Source organism: Caulobacter sp. CCNWLW153, from assembly GCF_036889365.1.
In the GTDB taxonomy this organism is placed as follows: Bacteria; Pseudomonadota; Alphaproteobacteria; order Caulobacterales; family Caulobacteraceae; genus Caulobacter; species Caulobacter radicis.
The window spans coordinates 1-22,403 of sequence record NZ_JBAKFV010000027.1 but is presented as its reverse complement, the minus strand read 5'-3'; the positions used below and the strand labels follow the sequence as shown (position 1 = coordinate 22,403).

Annotated in this window: 18 protein-coding genes; 6 read left to right on the top strand and 12 right to left on the bottom strand. The window is 68.8% G+C overall.

Annotated features, from left to right (window positions below; translation table 11 throughout):
• Window positions 1–158: 158 nt before the first annotated feature.
• Window positions 159–1,700, bottom strand: a complete 1,542-nt coding sequence (locus V6S85_RS25955; protein ID WP_116569681.1) for a helicase HerA-like domain-containing protein — start codon at window positions 1,698–1,700, stop codon at window positions 159–161.
• Window positions 1,701–1,808: 108 nt separating this feature from the next.
• On the opposite strand from V6S85_RS25955, the gene V6S85_RS25950 reads away from it, so the two are divergent.
• Window positions 1,809–2,936: an AI-2E family transporter gene (locus V6S85_RS25950; protein WP_116569680.1), complete on the top strand. Its 1,128-nt coding sequence runs from the start codon at window positions 1,809–1,811 to the stop codon at window positions 2,934–2,936.
• A 341-nt stretch (window positions 2,937–3,277) separates the two neighbouring features.
• A complete protein-coding gene (locus tag V6S85_RS25945) occupies window positions 3,278–8,104 on the top strand; it encodes an NAD-glutamate dehydrogenase (protein WP_334350735.1) in 4,827 nt (1,608 codons plus the stop codon).
• Window positions 8,105–8,227: 123 nt separating this feature from the next.
• Here V6S85_RS25945 and spdR read toward each other — a convergent pair whose 3' ends face one another.
• Window positions 8,228–8,785, bottom strand: coding sequence for a stationary phase response regulator transcription factor SpdR (gene spdR / locus V6S85_RS25940; RefSeq protein ID WP_058348705.1), 558 nt, complete (start codon window positions 8,783–8,785; stop codon window positions 8,228–8,230).
• An 89-nt stretch (window positions 8,786–8,874) separates the two neighbouring features.
• A complete protein-coding gene (locus tag V6S85_RS25935; protein WP_116567689.1) occupies window positions 8,875–10,275 on the bottom strand; it encodes an ActS/PrrB/RegB family redox-sensitive histidine kinase in 1,401 nt (466 codons plus the stop codon).
• A 56-nt stretch (window positions 10,276–10,331) separates the two neighbouring features.
• On the opposite strand from V6S85_RS25935, the gene V6S85_RS25930 reads away from it, so the two are divergent.
• Window positions 10,332–10,925, top strand: a complete 594-nt coding sequence (locus V6S85_RS25930; RefSeq protein ID WP_334350734.1) for an SCO family protein — start codon at window positions 10,332–10,334, stop codon at window positions 10,923–10,925.
• Between the two features lie 98 nt (window positions 10,926–11,023).
• The gene (locus V6S85_RS25925) at window positions 11,024–12,289 is read left to right on the top strand and encodes a polyhydroxyalkanoate depolymerase (RefSeq protein WP_334350733.1); all 1,266 of its coding nucleotides are present in this window, start codon (window positions 11,024–11,026) and stop codon (window positions 12,287–12,289) included.
• Here the strand turns inward: V6S85_RS25925 and V6S85_RS25920 are convergent.
• Window positions 12,286–12,783: a hypothetical protein gene (locus V6S85_RS25920; RefSeq protein ID WP_334350732.1), complete on the bottom strand. Its 498-nt coding sequence runs from the start codon at window positions 12,781–12,783 to the stop codon at window positions 12,286–12,288. The two genes, V6S85_RS25925 and V6S85_RS25920, sit on opposite strands and share 4 nt — an antisense overlap.
• A gap of 134 nt (window positions 12,784–12,917) precedes the next feature.
• Here V6S85_RS25920 and V6S85_RS25915 point away from each other — a divergent pair, with 134 nt between their 5' ends.
• On the top strand, window positions 12,918–13,655 hold the full coding sequence (locus V6S85_RS25915) for a YgjP family zinc-dependent metalloprotease (protein WP_334350731.1): 738 nt from the start codon (window positions 12,918–12,920) through the stop codon (window positions 13,653–13,655).
• A 155-nt stretch (window positions 13,656–13,810) separates the two neighbouring features.
• Here the strand turns inward: V6S85_RS25915 and V6S85_RS25910 are convergent, their stop codons facing one another.
• On the bottom strand, window positions 13,811–14,293 hold the full coding sequence (locus tag V6S85_RS25910; RefSeq protein ID WP_334350730.1) for a peroxiredoxin: 483 nt from the start codon (window positions 14,291–14,293) through the stop codon (window positions 13,811–13,813).
• A gap of 108 nt (window positions 14,294–14,401) precedes the next feature.
• Here V6S85_RS25910 and V6S85_RS25905 point away from each other — a divergent pair, with 108 nt between their 5' ends.
• The gene (locus tag V6S85_RS25905) at window positions 14,402–14,998 is read left to right on the top strand and encodes a YqgE/AlgH family protein (protein WP_334350729.1); all 597 of its coding nucleotides are present in this window, start codon (window positions 14,402–14,404) and stop codon (window positions 14,996–14,998) included.
• 240 nt (window positions 14,999–15,238) lie between these two features.
• On the opposite strand, the gene pnp is transcribed toward V6S85_RS25905, so the two are convergent.
• The 7 genes from pnp to V6S85_RS25870 form a co-directional block, all read right to left on the bottom strand.
• Window positions 15,239–17,389 carry a polyribonucleotide nucleotidyltransferase gene (gene pnp, locus V6S85_RS25900; protein ID WP_334350728.1) on the bottom strand — a complete coding sequence of 717 codons (2,151 nt, stop codon included), beginning with the start codon at window positions 17,387–17,389 and terminating at the stop codon, window positions 15,239–15,241.
• A 255-nt stretch (window positions 17,390–17,644) separates the two neighbouring features.
• Window positions 17,645–17,914 (bottom strand): 30S ribosomal protein S15, encoded by a 270-nt coding sequence (rpsO, locus tag V6S85_RS25895; RefSeq protein ID WP_058348691.1) that lies wholly within the window; start codon window positions 17,912–17,914, stop codon window positions 17,645–17,647.
• A 14-nt stretch (window positions 17,915–17,928) separates the two neighbouring features.
• Complete coding sequence (gene truB, locus V6S85_RS25890) at window positions 17,929–18,861, bottom strand: tRNA pseudouridine(55) synthase TruB (protein ID WP_116567677.1); 933 nt, start codon at window positions 18,859–18,861, stop codon at window positions 17,929–17,931.
• A 3-nt stretch (window positions 18,862–18,864) separates the two neighbouring features.
• The gene (gene rbfA, locus V6S85_RS25885) at window positions 18,865–19,326 is read right to left on the bottom strand and encodes a 30S ribosome-binding factor RbfA (RefSeq protein ID WP_334350727.1); all 462 of its coding nucleotides are present in this window, start codon (window positions 19,324–19,326) and stop codon (window positions 18,865–18,867) included.
• A 248-nt stretch (window positions 19,327–19,574) separates the two neighbouring features.
• Window positions 19,575–20,357: a dienelactone hydrolase family protein gene (locus V6S85_RS25880; RefSeq protein WP_334350726.1), complete on the bottom strand. Its 783-nt coding sequence runs from the start codon at window positions 20,355–20,357 to the stop codon at window positions 19,575–19,577.
• 26 nt (window positions 20,358–20,383) lie between these two features.
• Window positions 20,384–21,781: a serine hydrolase domain-containing protein gene (locus V6S85_RS25875; RefSeq protein ID WP_334350725.1), complete on the bottom strand. Its 1,398-nt coding sequence runs from the start codon at window positions 21,779–21,781 to the stop codon at window positions 20,384–20,386.
• A gap of 63 nt (window positions 21,782–21,844) precedes the next feature.
• A complete protein-coding gene (locus tag V6S85_RS25870) occupies window positions 21,845–22,318 on the bottom strand; it encodes a MaoC family dehydratase (RefSeq protein ID WP_116567668.1) in 474 nt (157 codons plus the stop codon).
• Window positions 22,319–22,403 lie beyond the last annotated feature (85 nt).

The window sequence follows — 22,403 nt, the reverse complement described above, 5'->3', positions numbered from 1 at the left end:
GAAAATAGCCGCCGCAAGAAGAACCTCCCCCCGTGGGGGAGGCGATCGCGCAGCGATCGGTGGGGGGAGTGACTGGGAAATTTTCCAACGTCTCGAAAGCTGAAACCGGCCCCCCACCGGCCTTCGGCCGCCTCCCCCACAGGGGGAGGTTCCTGGCGTCACCGCCTCCGGCTCAATCCCCCCAGCAGCCCGCGCATGATCTCGCGCCCCGCCTGGCTGGCCACCGTGCGCAGCAGCGACTTGGCGAAGGTCTCGGCCATGCCCTGGCGGCTGGCCGACGCACGCGGCCGCGAGGCGCGGGCGTCTTCGCGTTCCTCGCGGGCCCGTTCGCGCTCGCGCACCTTCTCCTCGGCGGCCCGTTGGCGTTCGGCCTCGGCGGCGGATGCGGCGGCGGCCGCGTCCTTCTGGGCCTGGGCGGCGCGGCCCTGCAGGGTCTCGTAGGCCGAGGCGCGGTCCTGGGCGGTGTCGTAGAGGCCGGCCACCGGGCTCTTGGCGATGGCGGCGGCGCGCTCCTCAGGCGTCAGCGGGCCCAGGCGCGAGGCCGGCGGGCGGATCAGGGTCTTCTGCACCACGCAGGGCGCGCCCTTGGCGTCGAGCACCGAGACCAGGGCCTCGCCCACGCCCAGGGCCTGGATGGTCTCGGCGGTGTCGAAGGCCGGATTGACCCGGAACGACTGCGCCGCCGCCTTCAGTCCCTTCTGGTCGGCCGGGGTGTAGGCGCGCAGGGCGTGCTGCACGCGCGCGCCCAACTGGCCCAGCACCGCGTCGGGAATGTCGGCCGGGTTCTGGGTGACGAAATAGATGCCTACGCCCTTGGAGCGGATCAGGCGCACCACCTGCTCGATCTTCTCCAGCAGCGGTTTCGGCGCATCGTTGAACAGCAGGTGCGCCTCGTCGAAGAAGAACACCAGCTTGGGCTTTTCCGGATCGCCCACCTCGGGCAGTTCCTCGAACAGCTCCGACAGGAGCCACAGCAGGAAGGTCGAATAGAGCTTGGGCGACTGGATCAGCTTGTCGGCCGCCAGCACGTTGACATAGCCGCGCCCGGCCACGTCGGTGCGCATGATGTCGGCGAGATTGAGGGCCGGCTCGCCGAAGAAGTGCTCGGCGCCTTGCGTCTGCAGGGTCAGCAGCTTGCGCTGGATCGCCCCGACGGTGGCGGCCGAGACGTTGCCGTACTGCGTGCCGATCTCGGCGGCGTTGTCGGCCACGTACTTCAGCGCCGCCTGAAGATCCTTCAGGTCGAGCAGCAGCAGGCCGTCCTTGTCGGCGACGTGGAAGGTGATGGTCAGCACCCCTTCCTGCACGTCGTTCAGTTCCAGCAGGCGCGAGAGCAGCAGCGGACCCATCTCCGAGATGGTCGTGCGGATCGGGTGGCCCTTCTCGCCGAACAGGTCCCAGAAGATGGTCGGCGGCGCGGCCGGGGTCAGGGTGATGTCCATCGACGCGGCGCGGGCCTGCATCTTCTCGTTGGGCGTCCCCAGAGCGGCGACGCCCGAGAGGTCGCCCTTCACGTCGGCGGCGAACACCGGAACGCCCGCGTCGGCGAAGGCCTGGGCCATGATCTGCAGCGTCACAGTCTTGCCGGTGCCGGTGGCGCCGGCCACCACGCCATGGCGATTGGAGCGGTCCAGCCGTTGGGTGACGGGCCCCTCACCGAGCCCGATCAGGATTTCACCGTCGCCGATCGCCAGGGTCATGCGCAACTTCCCTACATGATTGAGGCTTAAGCCTAGCTCTGGCCTTGTCCTTCGCCAATCGGGCTGAACAATGGTCCCCAAGACTTACGCGAACAGAGATTCCCGTCGATGACGACCTTCACGCCCTCGATCACCAGCCGCAACGCCGTCGTCTTCCTGGCGGTGGTCGCGGCTGGCGCGGCCCTCTACTACATGCGCGGCATCCTGACGCCGCTGGTCCTGGCCATTTTCCTGGCGGTGATGATCGACAGTTTCGCCCGCGTGCTGACGGTGCGGGTGCCCAGGTTCCCCGAGAAGCTGGCCCTGCCGACGGCCATCGTGCTGTCGCTGCTGCTGTTCGGCGGCTCGGTGTGGATCGTGGTCGAGAACGGCGCCGGGTTCGTCGGCCAGGCCAAGGCCTACGCCCCCCGCCTCAACGAGGTGATCGCCAAGATCGCCGGCCTGTTCGGGATCCGCGTCGCCCCCACGCTGGACGACCTGATCGCCCAGCTCAATCCGCAGCAATATGTCGGCGCCATCGCCGGCAGCCTGCAGAACTTCGCCTCCAACGCCGTGCTGGTGCTGATCTATCTGGGCTTCATCATCGCCTCGCGCCGGGGCTTCTCGCGCAAGATCGTCGCCCTGTTCCCGCACCACGCCGAGCGCGACCAGTCGGTGGCCCTGTTCCAGCGCATCCGCAACGGGGTCGAGCAATACCTGTGGATCCAGACCGTCACCGGCCTGATGATCGCCGTGGCCGCCTGGGCGGTGATGGCCCTGGTCGGGCTCGACAACGCCTTCTTCTGGGCCTTCCTGATCTTCATCGCCGCCTACATCCCGATCATCGGCGGGGCTATCGGCTGCATCCTGCCGCCGCTGTTCGCCTTGGTGCAGTTCCCCCACAGCCTGCTGCCGGCGCTGATCCTGGCCGGCTCGCTGCAGGTGATCTTCTTCGTCGTCGGCAACGTCGTGCTGCCGCGCATGCAGGGCGACAGCCTGAACATGGACCCCACCGTCGTGCTGCTGTCGCTGGCCGTCTGGGGCGCGCTGTGGGGCGGCATCGGCATGTTCCTGTCCACGCCCCTGACCGTCGCCCTGATGCTGATCCTGGCCCAGTTCGACGGCACCCGCTGGATCGCCATCCTGCTGTCGGAAGACGGCGATCCGACCAGCGAGCGGGCCACCGGCCACGGCCCGGCCGGGGTCGCCAAACAGGGATCGGCGAGAAAAAAGCCAAGTTCGAGAAAAGGGACTTAAAATTCCTGGAAGCGCTCCTATCTAGGTCTGGTACCGGGAGCCCCCCAATCCCGGTCCCGCGGCGACGCCAGCCTGCTTTACCTGGCGCGTCGAACGCGGAAAACGCCCGCCGCTCCCCCCAAGGCGGGCCTGCGCCGCCGGTCTCCCCCCACCGGCGGCGCTTCCGTGTCCGGAGCAGCGTTTCCGAACAATCCTCGGCCAGGGCGTCCGGATAGAAATGTGGGTGGCGCTTCCTTCGGAATTCAGCAGTTTAGGCAAAATATTGTTCGGTTCTCGGGCGTGTCGGTTGAACGCGCACGGGAAAGGGCTAGGTTGTCGCCAAAAATTCGCGAGGAAATCCCATGGTCGGCGATAGTGACCGCAAGGCGAACCAACAGACGTCCAGCGCCCAGGGCACGGCTCTGAGCGCGGCTCTGGAAACGGCTTTCGGCGGTGCGCTCACCCCTGCCCAGGCCCAGTTCGCGGCGCTGGCCGCCGAAGACTGGTCGGCCGAAGAGCTGCCCGCCGTCGAGGCCGGCGACGTGGCCGCCGAGCTGGCCGCCCTCTACCGTTTCGCCGAAGCTTCGGCCAACGAGGCCCTGGCCCTGCGCGTGCGCACCGCCAAGGGCGGCGACGTCCTCGAGATCGTCCAGCCCGACCGCCCCTTCCTCGTCGATTCGATCATGGGCGCCATCGCCGAGACCGGCTTCTCGGTCCGCGCCATGTTCCACCCGATGGTCGAGCTTGCCGGCCAGCGCCGCTCGCTGATCCAGGTGTGGCTCGAGCCCGTCGGCCAGGACCGTGAAGAGGCCCTGCTGACCGCCGTCCGCGACGCCCTGGCCGACGCTCACCGCGCCGTCGACGACTTCGACGCCATGCGCGCCCTGATGCGCCGCACGATCGAAGAGCTGCGCGGCGCCCAGGTCGACATCCCCGCCGAAGAGCGCGCCGAGGGCGTCGACTTCCTCGACTGGCTGGAAGGCGACCACTTCGTGTTCCTGGGCGCGCGGGTCTACGACTACCCCCGCACCGCCGACGGCGGCTATGCGGCCGAGGAGCCGCTCTACCAGCCGGAAGGCAGCCTGGGCGTCCTGCGCGACCAGACCCGCACCGTCCTGCGCCGCGAAAGCGAGCCGGCGATCCTGTCGCCGCAGGTGCGCGACCACCTGCTGCTGGGCGCCCCGCTGGTCGTGGCCAAGTCGAACCTGCGCTCCAAGGTCCACCGCCGCGGCTACATGGATTACGTCGGCGTGCGCCGCTACGGCGCCGACGGCAAGCCTTCGGGCGAGGTCCGCTTCGTGGGCCTGTTCACCGCCGAGGCCTACGAGACCCCCGCCCACGAGGTGCCGCTGATCCGCCGCAAGGTCGAGCACGTGCTCGACCGGGCCGGCAAGGATCCCGACAGCCACAACGGCAAGCGCCTGCGCAACATCCTCGAGACCTGGCCGCGCGACGAGCTGTTCCAGATCGAGGAGGGCGACCTGCTCTCCATGGCGCTGGGCGTGCTGCACCTCTACGACCGTCCGCGCGTGCGCCTGTTCACCCGCCGCGACCCGTTCGACCGCTTCATCTCGGCCCTGCTGTTTGTCCCGCGCGAGCGCTATGACTCGGGCGTGCGCCAGCGCGCCGGCGACCTGCTCAGCCAGGCCTTCGACGGCCGCGTCTCGGCCTACTATCCCAGCTTCTCCGACGCGCCGCTGGCCCGGGTGCACTACATCCTCGGCGTCAAGCCGGGCGCCCATCCCGAGCCGGACCTGGCCGCGCTGGAAGCGGCCATCGCCGAGACCACCCGCACCTGGGACGACCGCTTCGAGGCCATCGTCCGCGAGCGCGGCGCCACCCGCCCGGTGGTCGACACCCTGTCGCGCTGGGCCGGCGCCTTCCCGCCCGGCTACCGCGACCAGTACGACGCGCCCGAGGCCCTGGCCGACATCGCCGTCGTCGACGACCTGAAGGCCGGCGAGGCCGTGCGCGTGCGGGCCTTCCGTCGCGACGGCGACGACGCCATGACCTTCCGCTTCAAGCTTTATCGTCCGGGCGCGGCCGCGCCGCTGGCCGACGTGCTGCCGATCCTCGAGCACATGGGCCTGAAGGCCCTGATCGAGGACGGCTTCAAGCTGAAGCCCACCATCGACGGCCTCAAGGCCCCGACCTGGGTGCATGAGTTCGTGCTGCGCGACGAGCAGGGCGAGCACTTGGCCTTCGCCGACATCAAGTCGGCCTTCGAGGCCGCCTTCGTCGCCATCTGGACGGGCAAGGCCGAAAGCGACGGCTTCAACCGCCTGGTGCTGGAGCTGGGCGTCGACTGGCGCGAGGCCGCCCTGGTGCGCGCCCTGGCCCGCTATCGCCAGCAGACGGGGCTCGACCCGTCGCAGGCCGTGCAAGAAGCCGCCCTGGCCGACAATCCGGGCGTCGCGCGCCTGATCCTGGATCTCTTCCGGATCAAGTTCGACCCGGCCATCGCCGCCGACCTGGCCGCCCGCAAGGAACAGGCCGCCGCCGTCGCCGACAAGATCACCGAGGCCCTGCAGGCGGTCGAAAGCCTCGACGCCGACCGCGCCCTGCGCCGCATCGCCGCCCTGGTCGGCGCCATCCAGCGCACCAACTTCTACCAGTCGGGCGAGGACGGCGGCGCCAAGCCGCACATCAGCTTCAAGATCGCCTCGCGCGAGCTGGCCGACCTGCCGGCGCCCAAGCCCTATCGCGAGATCTTCGTCTCGGCCCCGCACGTCGAGGGCGTGCACCTGCGCTTTGGCCCGGTCGCCCGCGGCGGCCTGCGCTGGTCCGACCGCCGCGACGACTTCCGCACCGAAGTCCTGGGTCTGGTGAAGGCCCAGCAGGTCAAGAACGCCGTCATCGTGCCGGTCGGCTCCAAGGGCGGCTTCTATCCCAAGCAGTTGCCGCGCGGCGGCGACCGCGACGCCATCCAGGCCGAGGCCATCCGCGCCTACAAGACCTTCCTGTCGGGCCTCCTGGACATCACCGACAACATCGACGCCGACAACCAGGTGATCGCGCCGCCGGCCGTGGTCGCCCACGACGGCGAGGATCCCTACCTGGTCGTCGCCGCCGACAAGGGCACGGCCACCTTCTCCGACATCGCCAACGGCCTGGCCGAGAGCTACGGCTTCTGGCTGGGCGACGCCTTCGCGTCGGGCGGTTCAGTCGGCTACGACCACAAGGTCATGGGCATCACCGCCCGCGGCGCCTGGGAAGCGGTCAAGCGCCACTTCCGCGAGCTGGGCAAGGACATCCAGGCCGAGCCCTTCACCGTGGTCGGCGTCGGCGACATGTCGGGCGACGTGTTCGGCAACGGCATGCTGCTGTCCAGGCAGACCAAGCTCCTGGCCGCCTTCGACCACCGTCACATCTTCCTCGACCCCGATCCGGATCCGGCCGTGTCGTGGGCCGAACGCGACCGCATGTTCAAGCTGCCGCGCTCGTCGTGGGCCGACTATGACGCCAGCAAGCTCTCCAAGGGCGGCGCCATCGTGCCGCGGAACCAGAAGGAGATCCCGCTGAGCCCCGAGGTCCAGGCCATGCTCGATCTCAAGGCCGCCAGCGTCTCGCCGGCCGAGCTGATGACCGCGATCCTCAAGTCGCGCGCCGAGCTGCTCTATCTCGGCGGCATCGGCACCTATGTGAAGGCCAAGGGCGAGACCAACGCCGAGGCCGGCGACAAGGCCAACGACGCCATCCGCGTCAACGGCGCCGACCTGCGGGTCAAGGTGGTGGGCGAGGGCGCGAACCTCGGCCTCACCCAGGCCGGCCGCATCGAGTTCGCGCAAAGCGGCGGCCATTCGAACACCGACGCCATCGACAACAGCGCCGGCGTCGACAGCTCCGACCACGAGGTCAACATCAAGATCCTCACGGGGCTCCTGGAGCGCTCGGGCGAGCTGACCCGCCCGGACCGCAACACGCTGCTGGCCTCGATGACCGACGACGTCGCCCATCACGTGCTCGAGCACAACTACGACCAGACCCTGGCCCTGACGCTGCTGGAAAGCGACAGCGCCGAGGAGCTGGAGGCCCACGCCCGCTTCATGAGCGAGCTGGAGGCCCGCGGTCGCCTCGACCGCAAGGTCGAGGGCCTGCCCGAGGCCGCCGTCCTGGCCGACCGCGCCCAGGCCAAGAAGGGCCTGACCCGTCCGGAACTGGCCGTGCTGCTGGCCTACGGCAAGCTCGACCTGTTCGACGACATCATCGCCTCGCGCGCGCCGGATGATCCCTGGTTCGAGACCACCCTGCGCGGCTACTTCCCGGGGGCGCTGGATAAGTACGCCGACGCCATGCAGAAGCACCGCCTCAAGCGCGAGATCATCGCCACGGTGGTCGGCAACCAGATGGTCAACATGTGCGGCCCGACCTTCCCGAGCCGCCTGAAGGCCGCCGCCGGCTGCGACGTCGAGGCCCTGGTGGTCGGCTTCGCCGCCGCCCGCGAGATCCTCGGCATCGACGCCCTGTGGGACCAGGTCTCGGCGCTGGACAACCAGGCCGAGGCCGAGGGCCAGACCGCGCTCTACAAGGCCCTGGCCTACGCCCTGCGCAGCCTGACCTTCTGGCTGGCCCGACGGGCCTTCCGCGACAAGTCCAGCGTCCAGCAGCTGGTCGAGGCCTACGGTCCGTCGGTGGCGGCTCTCAAGAGCAAGACCCCGGCCATCCTGTCGGCCTTCGAGCAGAAGACCACGGCCAAGCGCGCCAAGGCCTATGTCGCCGACGGCGCCCCGCAGCAGCTCGCCGAGGCGGTCGCCGCCCTGCAGCCGGTGACCACGGCCGCCGATCTCGTCGACCTGGGCAACGCGTCGAGCTGGTCGGTCGAGAATGTCGCCCGCCTCTATCACCAGGTCGGCGCGGCCCTGGGCTTCGACCGCCTGCGCTGGGCGGCCGGCCAGTTCGTCGGCGGCGACAGCTTCGAGCGCCTGGCCGTCCGTCGCCTGATCGAGGACCTGCTGCTCGAACAGGCCGCCATCACCCAGGCGGTGCTGAAGTTCTCGGCCAACGCCCAGGCCGGCGACGACGAGGCGTCCGCCAAGCAGGCTGTGGCCTCCTGGGCCGCGCTGCGCGCCGACCGGGTCAAGGCCGCCAAGCGCACGGTGGAAGACATCGAGCAGGCCGGCGGCGGCTGGACCTTCGCCAAGCTCACCATCGCCAACGCGGCGCTGCGCGAGCTGTCGGTGCAGGGGTAATCCTGGTCGCGCTCACGAAAACGCCGCGACGGCCGATCGGCTATCGCGGCGTTTGATTTCTGAGAGACCCCTCACCCGACCTCCCTCCGGGAGGCCGCCCTCTCCCGCAAGGGGAGAGGGAAATTACCGCGGGGCCCTCTTCGCCAGGATCCGCTGAAGCGTCCGGCGGTGCATGTTGAGGCGGCGGGCCGTCTCCGACACGTTGTGGCCGCACATCTCGTAGACGCGCTGGATGTGCTCCCAGCGCACGCGGTCGGCGCTCATCGGGTTTTCCGGCGGGGCGGGCGCGGCGTCCTTGGCGGCCAGCAGGGCGCGGGCCACGTCGTCGGCGTCGGCCGGCTTGGAGAGATAGTCGACCACCCCGGCCTTCACCGCCGCCACCGCGGTGGCGATGTTGCCGTAGCCGGTCAGCATGATGATCTTGGCGTCGGCGCGGGCGTCGCGCACGGCCTCGACCACCTTCAGGCCCGAGCCGTCCTCGAGCCGCATGTCGAGCACGGCGTGGGCCGGCGCCTGCGACTTCAGCGAGCCGATCGCCTCGGCCACCGAGGCGCACAAGGTCACCTCGAAGCCGCGCTGTTCCAAAGCTCGACCAAGACGGGTGCGCAGGGGCGCATCGTCGTCGAGCAGAAGCAAGGACTTGTCCGGCAGGGCCGCGACCAGTTCTCCGATATCCGCCATCAACTCAGCGCCTCCCCGCGCCATTACTCAACCGGGTGTCGTATCGCCATCTTGTCTACGACTTGCAAAACTTCGCAAGTCTTTCGTACTCAAACCCCGATGAAGCCAGGAGCTTCCATCGCCGGGCGTGGCCAACGGGCCGCGACCACCGCGCCGCCGCGACGACCGTTCCTGAAATCCACGGCGGCGCCAGTCCGTTCCAGGAGGGTCTTGGCGATGAAGAAGCCCAGACCCATGCCGATGTGGCCGGTGCGCGAGCCTTCGGCCCCCGGACGCGAGGTCACGTAGGGCTCGCCCAGCTTGGCCAACACCTCGGGCGAGAAGCCCGGGCCGTCGTCGCGCACCTCGATCAGGATCGAGCGCGGATCGAAGCGGGCCACGACGATCACCTCCGAGCGGGCGAAGTCGACGGCGTTCTCGACGATCGAGGTCAGGGCGTGGATCACCTCGGCCCGGCGCCAGACGTCGGGAGCCGACTCGCCGGAGGGGCCGTTGACCACCGCCTCGACCCGCACGCCGTGGATCATGTGCGGCTCGATGATCTCGTGCACCAGCTGGGTCAGGCTCATGCGCTCGTGGACGGCGTCCTGGGCCTCGGGCATTTCGGTCAGGCGCTGCAGGATCTCGCGGCAGCGGGCGGCCTGGCCGATCAAGAGCTCGGCGTCCTCGCGCGTCTGCTCGTCGGGCGCGCCGCGCGCCATCTCCCGGGCGACGACCGAGATGGTGGCCAGGGGCGTGCCCAGCTCGTGCGCCGCCGCGGCCGCCAGGGCGCCCAGGGCCGACAGGCGCTGCTCGCGGGCCAGCACGGTCTCGGTGACGTTGAGGGCCAGCTCCATGCGGGCCGACTCCGTCGCGGCCTGCCAGGCATAGAGGCCGGTGACGACGATGCCCAGGATCCGGGCCGCGGCGATGCCGGCCAGCAGCGAGGCCTCGGGCCGGGGCGGCGAAACGCCGATGGCCACGGGCAAGGGCATGTAGAGGAAGGCCAGCACGATGGTGGCGATCACCGCCAGCACGCCCAGGCCGAGAGCATAGCGCGCCGGCAGGGTGGCCGCCGCCAGGGTCACCGGCGCGATCAGCAGCAGGGAGAACGGGTTGTAGACCCCGCCGGTCAGATACAGCATCCCCGACAGCTGCAGGATGTCGAAGGCGATCTGGGCGGTGGCCTCGACATCGCGGGCCAGGCGCTGGCCGGTGGAGGCCAGGCCGATCAGCACGTTCAGCCAGGCCGACAGGGCGATCAGCGAGAAGCACAGGGCGTAGGGAATCTGCCGGTCGAGGACGAGGCCGCAGAACAGCACCGTCACCGACTGGCCCGCCACCGTCAGCCAGCGTTGGGCGATCAATGTTCGAACGCGAAGGCGTCCCTGGCGCAGCCCGGGGCCGGCCCAGGACCAGTCGTCGCTGTCTTGCGCACCTGCGCCGTCGGGCCTATCGAGCCCGTCGGGTGATGGTTTCTTCGGCGCGTCCTTGAACGAAGCGTCGGCCATGACGCCACATTAAGGCCAGAAATTTCGATCTGGCGAGCCCCAAAGGATGCAAACCCATGAACCGCAACCGCCTGATGGTCCTGGCTGTCTGCATCGTGGGGGTCCTGGTGGCCGGCGCGCTGATCGTCCAGAGCGGCGTCTTCCACCCCGCGCCCAAGCCGGCGGCGGTGGGCGGACCGTTCCAGCTGGTCGACTATGACGGCAAACCGGCCGACGAGAGCGTGCTGAAGGGCAAGTGGAGCGCGATGTTCTTCGGCTTCACCTACTGCCCCGACGTCTGCCCCGGCACCCTGCAGGCCCTGGCGACCGCCAGCGACCAGCTGGGCCCCAAGGCCAAGGACCTGCAGATCGTCATGATCTCGGTCGACCCGGCCCGCGACACCCCGGCCCAGATGAAGGCCTACCTGACCGCCGGCCACCTGCCCAGTAACATCGTCGGCCTGACCGGGACCCAGGCCCAGGTGGACGCCACGGTGAAGACCTACCGCGCCTATGCCGGCAAGGTCGGCGACGGCCCCGACTACAGCATCGACCACTCCACGGCGATCTACGTCATCGACCCCAAGGGCCGCTTCGACCGCGTCATCGCCTACAGCAGCCCGCCCGAAGAGATCGCCCGCCAGCTGAAGGCGGCGATGGAAGGTCGCTGAACCCATTTTTTGCATCGCGGCGCCGTTAGGTCACCTCAGGGCTGTACCTTCTTAACGGCCGGCGTGTTATGTTGCAGCGCACAATCGCTGGAGACGGCATGCTCTACGCCCTGCACGAAGCGAGCTTCTACGCCTCGACCCCCATGCGCCTGGCCGCCCGCGCGGCCCGGGACTTCTGGGGCTCGCCGCTGAACCCGGCCGCCAACACCGAACTCGGCCGGCGGCTCTATGCAGGCGCGGACCTGTTCTCCAACGTCACCCGTCGCTACGGCAAGCCCGACTGGCGCATCGACACGGTCAAGATCAACGACGTCGACGTGCGCGTGCGCCCGACCGTCGTCTGGCAGAGCCCCTGGGCTCGCCTGATCCAGTTCGACCGCGACATGGCCGACATGCGCCGGGCCGGCAAGTTCGAGCTGGACCCGGCCGTGCTGATCGTCGCGCCGCTGTCGGGCCACTACGCCACGCTGCTGCGCGGCACGGTCGAGGCCTTCCTGCCCGACCACGCGGTGTTCATCGTCGACTGGCAGAACGCCCGCGAAGTCTCGGTCCTGCAGGGCCGCTTCGACTTCCACGACTATATCGACCACATCCGCGACATGCTGCGGGTGCTGGGCCCGCGTCCCAACGTGCTGGCCGTCTGCCAGCCCGGGCCGCCGGTGCTGGCCGCCGCCGCCCTGATGGCCGAGGACGGCGATCCGTCGCGCCCGGCCAGCATGACCTTCATGGGCTCGCCGATCGACGCGCGCCTGTCGCCGACCGTGACCAACAACCTGGCGGAGGAAAAGCCCTTCACCTGGTTCCAGTCCAACATGATCTACACCGTGCCCGCGCCCTATCCGGGCATGGGCCGGCGCGTCTATCCGGGCTTCGTGCAGCTGGCCAGCTTCATGAGCATGAACGCCGACAAGCACCAGGAAGCCCACCGCCGCTACTTCAACAGCCTGGTCGAGGGCGACGGCGACGGGGCCGACAAGCACCTGGAGTTCTACGACGAGTACCTGTCGGTGCTGGACCTGACCGAGGAGTTCTATCTCCAGACCATCGACATCGTCTTCCAGCGCCACCTGCTGCCCAAGGGCGAGCTGATGCACCGGGGTCGCAAGGTGGATCCCGGGGCCATCACCGACATCGGCCTGATGACCGTCGAGGGCGAGAAGGACGACATCTCCGGCATCGGCCAGACCCAGGCCGCCCACGACCTGTGCTCCAGCCTTCCGGCCAACCTCAAGGAAGACTACGTCCAGCCGGGCGTCGGCCACTACGGGGTGTTCAACGGCCGCCGGTTCCGCGAAGAGATCTATCCCAAGGTGCGCGACTTCATCCTGCGCACCGATCCCAACTTCGCCGGCAAGAAGACCTAGTCGGCCGGCCTCCGGAGGCGGCGATCCCCGGGACGGACCGGGGCGGTGTAGAGGCCGGGAGCCGCCGGCCCACCCTCGCCCAGCTGCGCCAGCGACAGCCGCCGCCGGCCGCCGTCGAGCGAGACGAAGACCTCGGCCTTGGCCCGCGCCAGGGCCTCGGCGCTGACGGCCTGCAGCTTGATCTCATGCAGGAAAGGCTCGGCCCGACCATCCGCCGCCCCGGCCTGCCACGAGCAGGTCAGACCCTCGCACCAGCTTCGGAACACCACGCAGGCGCCGTCGACGCAGGTCTGACGCAGGCCGTCGGCCGCCAGCGTGACGAGGTTGTCGCTGGCGACGAACCGCACCGTCACCCCCAGCCGCGCCACCGCCTCGGGCGAAGCCTCGACAGGCCGGCCGTCACGGACGACGCGATGGAAGCCGACCACTTCCGAGGCCGGCGCGTAGTCGCGCGTCAGGCAGAACGGTTCGGACAGGCAGACGAGGTCGAGCACGAAAACCTCCGGGAGAGATTGCGATCCTATCGCAGGTCTGGCGAGCGCGCCGCATCGCGAAAGACCTCTTCGTCCATCGGAGAGGCGAAGGCGGCTCTTGCGCGCCGGCCCGGCGGGCGCGATCTAGGAGCGTGATGAACCTCTTTCGCCCGCAGCCCAAGGCCGCTCCCCAACGCTTCGCCGACGGCGACCGGCTGGAGATCGAGCGCTGCGCCGTGCGGCTGAAGGTGGACGGCCGTGCGCGGCGGGTGTCGCTGCGGGTCGACCGGGCCAAGTCTGAGATCGTCGCCATCGCCCCCACCCCGCGCCGGCTGACCGAGGCCGTGGCCTTCGCCCGCGAGAAGGCCGGCTGGATGAGCCTGCAGCTGGCCGCCCTGCCCGGCCGCCAGGTGATCGAGCCCGGCGGCGTGCTGAAGATCTGGGGCAAGGCCTATCGGCTGGAGGTCGGGCCGGGCCGGGCGCGGATGACCGACGAGGCCTTGATCGCCCCCGACGACGCCAACTGGTCCTTGAAGATCCTGCGGCTGGTCAAGCACCGGGCGCTGGAGATCCTGACCGAGCGCACCGCCCATCACGCCGGACGGCTGGGACGGCCGACGCCGTCGGTGGCGGTGGCCGACCCCAAGGCCCGCTGGGGCTCGTGCCGGCCCGCGCGTCCCGGCGCGCCGGCGGCGATCCGCTACAGCTGGCGGCTGGTGCTGGCGCCGGCGGCGGTGGCCGACTACGTCGTCGCCCACGAATGCGCCCACCTGGTCGAGGCCAATCACGGCCCGCGCTTCTGGGCGCTGTGCGAGACCCTGATCGGCGATCCCGCGCCGCATCGCGCCTGGCTGCGGGCGCACGCCGCCGAACTGCACGCGATCTCGGCGTAAGGGCTGCGAGAACCCCACCCTTCGATTCGACAGGCTCAGGGTGAGGTTCTCGACTGTTGCGGCCCGTCGGTAGCCCTCATCCTGAGCTTGCCGCCCGGGTCCGACCAACGGTCGGCCCGAGGATGAACTCCGGACGAGGGCGGGCCAGGACCTGCTTACAGCTGGCCCAGCATGTAGTCGGCCGACGAGACCTTGAATTCGCCGGCTTCCTCGACGTTCAGCGTCGTGACGACGCCGTCCTTGGCGATCAGCGAGTAGCGCTGCGAGCGCGAGCCCATGCCGAACTTGCTGCCGTCGAAGTCCAGGCCGATGGCGCGGGTGAAGTCGCCGTTGCCGTCGGCCAGCAGCAGCACTTCGTCCGAAATGCCCTGGTCGGCGCCCCAGGCCTTCATCACGAAGACGTCGTTGACCGAGATGCAGGCGATGGTGTCGACGCCCTTGGCCTTGAGTTCGGCCGCATTCTCCTTGAAGCCCGGCAGGTGCTTGGCCGAGCAGGTCGGGGTGAACGCGCCGGGGACGGCGAAGAGGGCGACGGTCTTGCCCTTGAAGAGGTCGTCGGAAGTGACCGGAGCGGGGCCTTCGGCCGTGCTGGTCATGAACGTGGCCGCCGGAAGCGTGTCGCCAACCTTGATCGCCATGGTGTCATCCTGTGCTGAAAGGGCGTCCCGGAGATAAAGCGTCCGGATCGGTTCGCCAATAACGTGGTTTGACTTGAAACCGACGCGTTGTGTGCCGATCCTCAACAGATGGACGCTCCCGAGACCGCTCCCCTCGACGGCGAGGGCCAATTCCTGACCGGCCGGCTCCTGGTGGCCATGCCCGGCATCGAGGACCCGCGCTTCGAGCGCGCCGTCGTCTACCTGTGCTCGCACGACGACGAGCAGGCCATGGGCCTGGCGGTCAACCGCCCGGTCGAGGGCCTGACGGTGTACGAGTTGCTCGACAAGCTGGGCGTCGAGCCCGAAGTGCGCGCCCCCAGCGACCTGGTCATGCTGGGCGGCCCGGTCGAGCGCGAGCGCGGCTTCGTGCTGCACACCGACGACTACGTCTCGCCCGACTCCACCTCGCCGGTGGCCGACGGCCTGGCCCTGACCGTCACCCGCGACGCGCTGGACGCTCTGGGCAGCCGCATCCACCGCCCACGCCGCGCCATCCTGGCGCTGGGCTATTCCGGCTGGGGCCCCGGCCAGCTGGAGCAGGAGCTGCGCGACAACGTCTGGCTCATCTGCGACGCCGACGAAGCCCTGCTGTTCGGCGACGACCACGAGAGCAAGTGGACTCGCGCCCTGGCCAAGATCGGCGTCACCGCCGATCACCTGTCGGCCCAGGCTGGGCGGGCTTAGAGAAACGGCCACTTATCTCCGCCTCCCTCGCCCTTGTGGCGAAGGCCCATGGCGGCCGCGGCTCAGATCACGGCCAAACTCGAAAGGTCCGAACAGGCTGAACGATGGATCCTGGGCGCAAGGCCCAGGAAGGCAGGAAAAGGGCCTAGGCACGCGCTTCCCCCAGGGCCCCGGAACGCAAAACGGGCGGCCCCTTTCGGAGCCGCCCGCTGCATTTTCAGGTCGCCCTGAAAGCCGTCATCAGGTGTTGACGGCTTCCTCCGGGGTCACTTCGGCCTTCTTCGACAGGTCTTCACCCGTCGTCTGGTCGACGACCTTCATCGACAGCTTGGTCTTGCCGCGGTCGTCGAAGCCCAGGAGCTTCACCTTGACCATCTGGCCTTCCTTCAGCACGTCCGACGGCTTGGCGACGCGTTCGTTGCTGATCTGGCTGACGTGGACGAGGCCGTCCTTGGCGCCGAAGAAGTTCACGAAGGCGCCGAAATCGACGACCTTGACGACCTTGCCGTCGTAGATCGCGCCGACTTCAGCTTCCTGCGTGATCGACTTGATCCAGTCGATCGCGGCCTTGATCTTGGCGCCGTCCGAGGCCGAGACCTTCACGGTGCCTTCGTCGTTGATGTCGACCTTGGCGCCGGTGGTGGCGACGATCTCGCGGATCACCTTGCCGCCGGTGCCGATCACTTCACGGATCTTGTCGGTCGGGATGGTGATGGTCTCGATCTTCGGAGCGAACTCGCCGACGTCTTCACGCGGCGCTTCCATGGCCTTGTTCATCTCGCCGAGGATGTGCGCGCGGCCTTCCTTGGCTTGAGCCAGGGCCTGCTCCATGATCGCGGGCGTGATGCCGGCGATCTTGATGTCCATCTGCAGCGAGGTCAGGCCTTCGCTGGTGCCGGCGACCTTGAAGTCCATGTCGCCCAGGTGATCTTCGTCACCCAGGATGTCGGACAGAACGGCGAAACCGTCCTTTTCCAGGATCAGGCCCATGGCGATGCCCGACACCGGACGAACCAGCGGCACGCCGGCGTCCATCATGGCCAGCGACGAACCGCAGACCGTGGCCATCGAGGACGAGCCGTTCGACTCGGTGATCTCGGAGACCAGGCGGATGGTGTAGGGGAAGTCTTCCTTGGCCGGCAGCATCGGGCGCAGGGCGCGCCAGGCCAGCTTGCCGTGGCCGATTTCGCGACGGCCGGGCGAACCCATGCGGCCGGTCTCACCCACCGAGTAGGGGGGGAAGTTGTAGTGCAGCAGGAAGGATTCCTTGTAGGTGCCTTCCAGGGCGTCGATGAACTGCTCGTCGTCGCCGGTGCCCAGGGTGGCGACCACGATCGCCTGGGTCTCGCCGCGGGTGAACAGGGCCGAGCCGTGGGTGCGCGGCAGGATGCCGACTTCGCCCAGGATCGGACGAACGGTGCGGACGTCACGGCCGTCGATGCGGATCCCGGTGTCGAGGATCGAGCGACGGACGATGTCGGCTTCCAGTTCCTTGAACACCGAAACCAGCTTCAGCGGATCGATGCCGGCCGGGTTCGTGTCGCTCTTGGCGAAGGTCTCGATGGCCTTGGTCTTGGCGGCGCCGAGGGCGGCGACGCGGTCGGCCTTGGTGCGGATCTTGTAGGCGTCGGCCAGGTCCTGACCCACGGCCTTCTTCACTTCGGCCTTCAGGGCGTCGGTGTCTTCGGCCTGGAAGTCGAACGGCTCCTTGGCGGCGTGTTCGGCCAGGTCGATGATGCCGTCGATCACGGCCTGCATCTGCTGGTGGGCGAAGTTGACGCCGCCCAGGACGATCTCTTCCGAGAGTTCCTTGATTTCGCTTTCGACCATCATCACGGCGTCGGCGGTGCCGGCCACGACCAGGTCCATCGCGCTTTCCTTCAGCTCGTCGAGCGTCGGGTTCAGCACGTATTCACCGTTCACCCAGCCGACGCGAGCCGCGCCGATCGGGCCCATGAACGGGGCGCCCGACAGGGTCAGGGCGGCCGAGGCGGCGACCATGCCGATGATGTCGGGATCGTTCTCGAGGTCGTGCTGCAGCACCGTGACGACGACCTGGACTTCGTTCTTGAAGCCCTTGACGAACAGCGGGCGGATCGGACGGTCGATCAGGCGGGAGACCAGGGTCTCCTTTTCCGACGGACGGCCTTCACGCTTGAAGTAGCCGCCCGGGATCTTGCCGGCCGCGAAGGTCTTTTCCTGGTAGTTGACCGTCAGCGGGAAGAAATCTTGGCCGGGCTTCGCCTTCTTGGCGAACACGGCGGTGGCCAGGACGACGGTTTCGCCCATGGTGGCCAGGACGGCGCCGTCGGCTTGACGGGCGATGCGACCGGTTTCGAGGATCAGCGTCTTGCCGCCCCACTCGATCGTCTTGCGCTTGATATCGAACATTTTTCTTCTTTCGGTTCCCGCGGGCGGATTCCCGTCGGGGACGGACAGGGGCCGGACGGCTTAATGGAAGCCGGGCCGATGATCCTCATCCAAGGTTCGACAGGCGGGGGTTTGAGGACGTGAACCCTCGGACGTACGGAGCGCCGGACCTTCTCAGGCGCGGAGCCCTTGGATCTTCAGCCCCGGCCTGTCTCGGAGCGTCGATCCCAAATAGCGTTCCGCCGCCTTACCGGGGTAAGGCGGCGGAAATGCGCCTTAGCGGCGCAGACCCAGCTTCTCGATGAGAGCCGCGTAACGGCCTTCATCGGACTTCTTCAGGTGGTCGAGGAGACGGCGACGCTGGGAAACCAGCTTCAGCAGGCCACGACGGCTGTGGTTGTCCTTCTTGTGGGTCTTGAAGTGCTCGGTCAGGTTCGAGATGCGCTCCGAGAGGATCGCGACCTGGACTTCGGCGCTGCCGGTGTCACCCTCGGTGCGGGCGTGCTCGGCGATAAGAGCGCTCTTGCGCTCGGCAGTGATCGACATCGGGTTGTCTCCGCTCAGGTGAGTTGGAAGACCCGCACCGGATTGAGCTTTCCGGCGCGCATCTCGCACAAGGCCACCAGGCGTTCTCCGGACATGGCGGAAACGGTGCGGTCACCGGGCGTAAGCTCGGCTTTCAGCGTTTCCACCTGCCTGGGTAGCAGAACGATGGCGCGTCCTTGCGCAAGCCGGAAGGCGTCTTCATCGGTCACGGCCAACGCCGGGATGTCGTCCAGCGCGGTCTCGACCGGAAGCAATGCCTCCGACAGTCGGGCCTCATAGCCCAAATTCTCTAGAGTTTCCAGACTTATCGCCGAGTCCTCGGTGAACTGGCCGACCCGCGTGCGGCGAAGCTGGCTGACATGTCCACAGGCGCCGAGCGCCGCCGCCAGATCCCGGACCACGGCGCGCACATAGGTGCCCTTGCCGCATTCCATCTCCAGCTCCACGTGGTCGGCGTCGGGAACCGACAGCACGCGCAGGGCGTGGATCGTCACCTTGCGGGTCTGGAGTTCGAACTCCACGCCATCGCGGGCCAGGTCATAGGCGCGCTCGCCGTCGACCTTGATGGCCGAGAAGTTGGGCGGCACCTGGTCGACCTCGCCGACGAAGGCCGGCAGGGCCGCCTCGATCGCCTCGAGCGCCGGGCGTACGTCGGACGACGCCGTCGTCTCGCCTTCACGGTCCAGCGTGGTGGTGTTGCGCCCCCACTCGATGGTGAAGCGATAGGCCTTGTCGGCGTCCATCAGGAACGGGACGGTCTTGGTCGCCTCGCCCAGGGCCAGCGGCAGGATGCCGGTGGCCAGCGGGTCCAGCGTGCCGGCGTGGCCGGCCTTCTGGGCGTTGAACGCCCGGCGCACGCGGGAAACGGCGCTGGTCGAGGTCAGGTCGTAGGGCTTGTCCAGGCACACCCAGCCCGAGACGGCGTCACCCTTCTTGCGGCGCGCCATGGCTCAGTCCTCGTCTTCGTCCAGCACGTCGGACAGGCGGCGCTCGGTGTCCTGGCGCACGCGCGGATCGAGGAACAGCTTGTCCATGTAGGCCGCCGTGCCGAAGCTCTCGTCGTGGATGAACTTCAGGTCGGGCGTGAACTTCATGTCGATCGACCGGCCCAGGCGCCCGCGCAGGAACTTGGCCACGCGGTTCAGGCCCTTGATGATCTCGTCGACGTTCTGGGCCGCGCCCTGCTCGGCCAGGCCCGCGCCCAGGGGCTCGACGAAGCAGATGGCGTGCTTCAGGTCGGGGCTCATCCGCACTTCGGAGACGGTGATGGCGACGCCGACCAGGGCCTCGTCCTGCAGCTCCTCCTCGCGAAGGATGTCGACCAGGGCGTGACGGATCAGTTCGCCAGCGCGGAGCTGGCGTTGCGACGGACCGGTCGGTCCATCCTTGGATTTGTCGGAATGGCGCTTCATGCGCGGATAGCCTTTGCAGCCCGGCCGGCGGATCGAACGCCGGTAGCGCGGGGGAAAATCGAAGGCGCGGTGTCTAGGCGCGTAGCGTGGAAAAGTCCAGCATCAAGACCCTCCCCCTGAAGGGGGAGGTGTCGGCGAAGCCGACGGAGGGGGAGGTGGCCTGCGAGCCAGCAGCCGCCCTCAAATTCAGCAGGAACTTCCCCCTCCGGCCCTTCGGGCCACCTCCCCCTTCCGGGGGAGGATCCCGGTCACGCCCCCGTCCGTTCCCGGAAGAACGCCACCACCCGCCGCGCCGCGACCATCCCCGCCCCGTCCGGACGATCCCGGTCCAGGTGCAGCGTCAGCACCGAATGCGGCGGGATCACCCGATAGCCGTTGGCGTCGGCGTCATCGAGCTCGATCAGTTCGGCCCGCTCGCCGAACTCGGCCTTCAGCCGCGTGAAGCGGCCGTCCTGAACATGCCAGTCGGTCTTGTAGCGCAGGGCGATCAGCGACAGGTCCTCGGCCTCGAACCGCCTCTTGGCGCAGGCCAGCTCCTCGGCCGACAGGTCAAGCTCGCCCTTGGCCGTCACCGGCAGGGAGGGTTGCGACAGAACCGGCGCCACCACGCAGGGCTCGGTCATCATCGCCAGGGCGAAGCCGCCGGTCACGCACATGCCCACCGCCCCGACGCCCCTGCCGCCGCACTCGGCGTGAACCTGGCGGGCCAGGGCCCGCAGCCAGTCGACGATCGGGCTCGACCTGCCGCCGCGCCACAGATTGAACTCGCGCCGCACGCAGGCGATCTGCAACGACGAAGCCGCGCCATAGCCGCGGCTGACCGGCCGGCCGGGTTCACCGAACAGGCTGGGACAGAAGACCGTCATGCCGGCGGCCGCCACCTCGCGGGCGAAGTCCAGCACGCCGGGATGCAGGCCCGGGATCTCGTGGACGACGATCACCGCCGGTCCCGTTCCCATCCGCCAGACCGAGCGGCTCCAGCGGCCGTCGTCGAACTCGAACCGGGAAAAGCCCTCGAACACGTCGCCCATCGCCCGCCCCTCGCCTTGTTCGTCCGTCAGCCCGCCTTCGGCCCGATCAGGAACTGCTCGACCCTGCCGTCCGGCGTCAGCCGCATCGACACCGACAGGGTCCGCCCGCCGAAGGCCGCGTCGAAACCATGCCAGGTCATGCCGCCGCGCACTTGGACGCCCTGGCCCTCGAGCATGCGCAAGGGTCCAAGCGGGGAAAGGCTCTGCTTGAAGTCGGCCAGGCGCGCGGCCGTGAACCAGGCCTTGCCGTTGGCGGTCAGCAGGGCCTGGTCGATCGTTCCCGCCTGCAGCTGGGCGACCAGGGTCCGCGCCGTCGCCGTCGCCCCCGTCGAGGGCCGCAGCAGGAAGGCAATGCGCTGCGAGATGGCCGTCTGCGGCTCGCCGAAGTCGGCGTTCGAAACCACGGTCACCGCCCGCTTCTCGCCCGGCCAGACGGTGTTGCTGGTCAGCACGCCCGACAGCATGCCGCCGTGGCTGATGCTGGTGACCCCGTCACGCACCTTGACCGAGACGCCCAGGCCGTAGCCGGCGGGCGCGCCGCTCGACAGCTCCACCGAGGTGGTCATCGCTTCCCACGAGACGGGCTTGAGCAGCTCGCGGCGGATCATCGCCCGGTTCCAGCGGGCGAGGTCGGACGGCGACATGGCCAGTTCGGCCGCGCCGAACAGCCAGCCGGGCCCTTCCTTGTCGGCCGCGACCACGGGCCCCAGGCCATAGCGGGTGTAGTGGCCGGCGTCTGGCGGCGACAGCGCCTTGCTGTCGTCCTCGGTGACGCCGCTCATGCCCAGGGGATCGAAGATCCGCCGCTTGAGAAAGGGAAACAGCGGCTCGCCCGAGACCGTCTCGACCACCAGGCCGGCGATGACGAAGCCGGTGTTGGAATAGCGCCACTGCTCCCCGGGCGGATAGTCGAGCGGGATCCTCGCCCAGCCGTCGAGGATCTTCTGCTGCGTGGTTGGCGCGCGCATGGCCTCGAACACGAAGTCCTGGGGCCAGTAGTCCCGATAGCCGGCGGTGTGCGACAGCACCTGGCGCAGGGTGATCCGATCGCCGTCGGTCAGGCCGGGCACGTACCTGCCGACCGGATCGTCCAGCGAGACCTTGCCGTCCTCCACCAGCAGCAGGATCGCCGCGGCGGTGAACTGCTTGCTGACCGAAGCGATCCCGTAGCGGGTGGACGTGGTGGCCGGAACGGCCGGCGACAGGCGCGCCAGGCCGTAGGCCTTGGCGTAGACGGGCTCGCCATCCTCGACGATGGCCACCGAGGCCGAGGGCGCGCCGGTGGCGGCCAGCACCTCGGCGGCGATGGCGTCGACCTCGCGGGCCCTGTTCGGCGACAGCGGCGCGGCGAACGCGGGAAACGTCCCAGTCAGCGCCAGGGCCGACGCCAGCACGCCGCCCGCCAGAACCGTCCGTCGCCGCATTCGATAAGCCCCCATCGCGAGGCCCGCAGACTGAGGGCGAGCCGGGCGCGATGGCAAGCCGCCTTACAGGGTCACGCCCGCATGGGCCGGCATCTGGATCAGGTTGAAGAAGGTCAGGACCGGCTCGCCGTGCTGGTTGGTCACCCGCGTGAAGGTGCGGATGGTCCCGCGATCGGGCTTGGAGCGCGAACGCGCGACCTCGACGATCTCGCGATGGACGGTCAGGGCGTCGCCGGGACGCACGGGCTTGAGCCAAGTCAGTTCGTCGATGCGGATGCCCAGCATCGGCGTGGCGCCGAACGGGGCGGTGTCGACATATTCGCGCATCACCCGCGAGGCCACGTGCCAGCCGCTGGCGATGATCCCGCCGAACCGGCCGGCCGCGGCGACCTCCAGGTCGACATGCATCGGCTGCGGATCATAGGCGCGGGCGAAGTCGAGGATCTCGGCCTGCGACAGCACGAACGGCTGGCCGATCCAGGTCTCGCCGACGGTCAGGTCGTCCAGGTAGCGATCTGGCGGATAGCGGTCGGTCATGAGCGGATCCCGAAACGACAAAAGGCCCCCGCGCTAGCGAGGGCCATTTGTAGAAGATTTGGGTGCGGGGACAGGATTTGAACCT

Bases quoted from the DNA above. Each gene is read 5' to 3' on its own strand.
- V6S85_RS25955 (WP_116569681.1), bottom strand. From the start codon at position 1,700: ATGACCCTGGCGATCGGCGACGGTGAAATCCTGATCGGGCTCGGTGAG.
- V6S85_RS25950 (WP_116569680.1), top strand. From the start codon at position 1,809: ATGACGACCTTCACGCCCTCGATCACCAGCCGCAACGCCGTCGTCTTC.
- V6S85_RS25945 (WP_334350735.1), top strand. From the start codon at position 3,278: ATGGTCGGCGATAGTGACCGCAAGGCGAACCAACAGACGTCCAGCGCC.
- spdR (WP_058348705.1), bottom strand. From the start codon at position 8,785: ATGGCGGATATCGGAGAACTGGTCGCGGCCCTGCCGGACAAGTCCTTG.
- V6S85_RS25935 (WP_116567689.1), bottom strand. From the start codon at position 10,275: ATGGCCGACGCTTCGTTCAAGGACGCGCCGAAGAAACCATCACCCGAC.
- V6S85_RS25930 (WP_334350734.1), top strand. From the start codon at position 10,332: ATGAACCGCAACCGCCTGATGGTCCTGGCTGTCTGCATCGTGGGGGTC.
- V6S85_RS25925 (WP_334350733.1), top strand. From the start codon at position 11,024: ATGCTCTACGCCCTGCACGAAGCGAGCTTCTACGCCTCGACCCCCATG.
- V6S85_RS25915 (WP_334350731.1), top strand. From the start codon at position 12,918: ATGAACCTCTTTCGCCCGCAGCCCAAGGCCGCTCCCCAACGCTTCGCC.
- V6S85_RS25910 (WP_334350730.1), bottom strand. From the start codon at position 14,293: ATGGCGATCAAGGTTGGCGACACGCTTCCGGCGGCCACGTTCATGACC.
- V6S85_RS25905 (WP_334350729.1), top strand. From the start codon at position 14,402: ATGGACGCTCCCGAGACCGCTCCCCTCGACGGCGAGGGCCAATTCCTG.
- pnp (WP_334350728.1), bottom strand. From the start codon at position 17,389: ATGTTCGATATCAAGCGCAAGACGATCGAGTGGGGCGGCAAGACGCTG.
- rpsO (WP_058348691.1), bottom strand. From the start codon at position 17,914: ATGTCGATCACTGCCGAGCGCAAGAGCGCTCTTATCGCCGAGCACGCC.
- truB (WP_116567677.1), bottom strand. From the start codon at position 18,861: ATGGCGCGCCGCAAGAAGGGTGACGCCGTCTCGGGCTGGGTGTGCCTG.
- rbfA (WP_334350727.1), bottom strand. From the start codon at position 19,326: ATGAAGCGCCATTCCGACAAATCCAAGGATGGACCGACCGGTCCGTCG.
- V6S85_RS25880 (WP_334350726.1), bottom strand. From the start codon at position 20,357: ATGGGCGACGTGTTCGAGGGCTTTTCCCGGTTCGAGTTCGACGACGGC.
- V6S85_RS25875 (WP_334350725.1), bottom strand. From the start codon at position 21,781: ATGCGGCGACGGACGGTTCTGGCGGGCGGCGTGCTGGCGTCGGCCCTG.
- V6S85_RS25870 (WP_116567668.1), bottom strand. From the start codon at position 22,318: ATGACCGACCGCTATCCGCCAGATCGCTACCTGGACGACCTGACCGTC.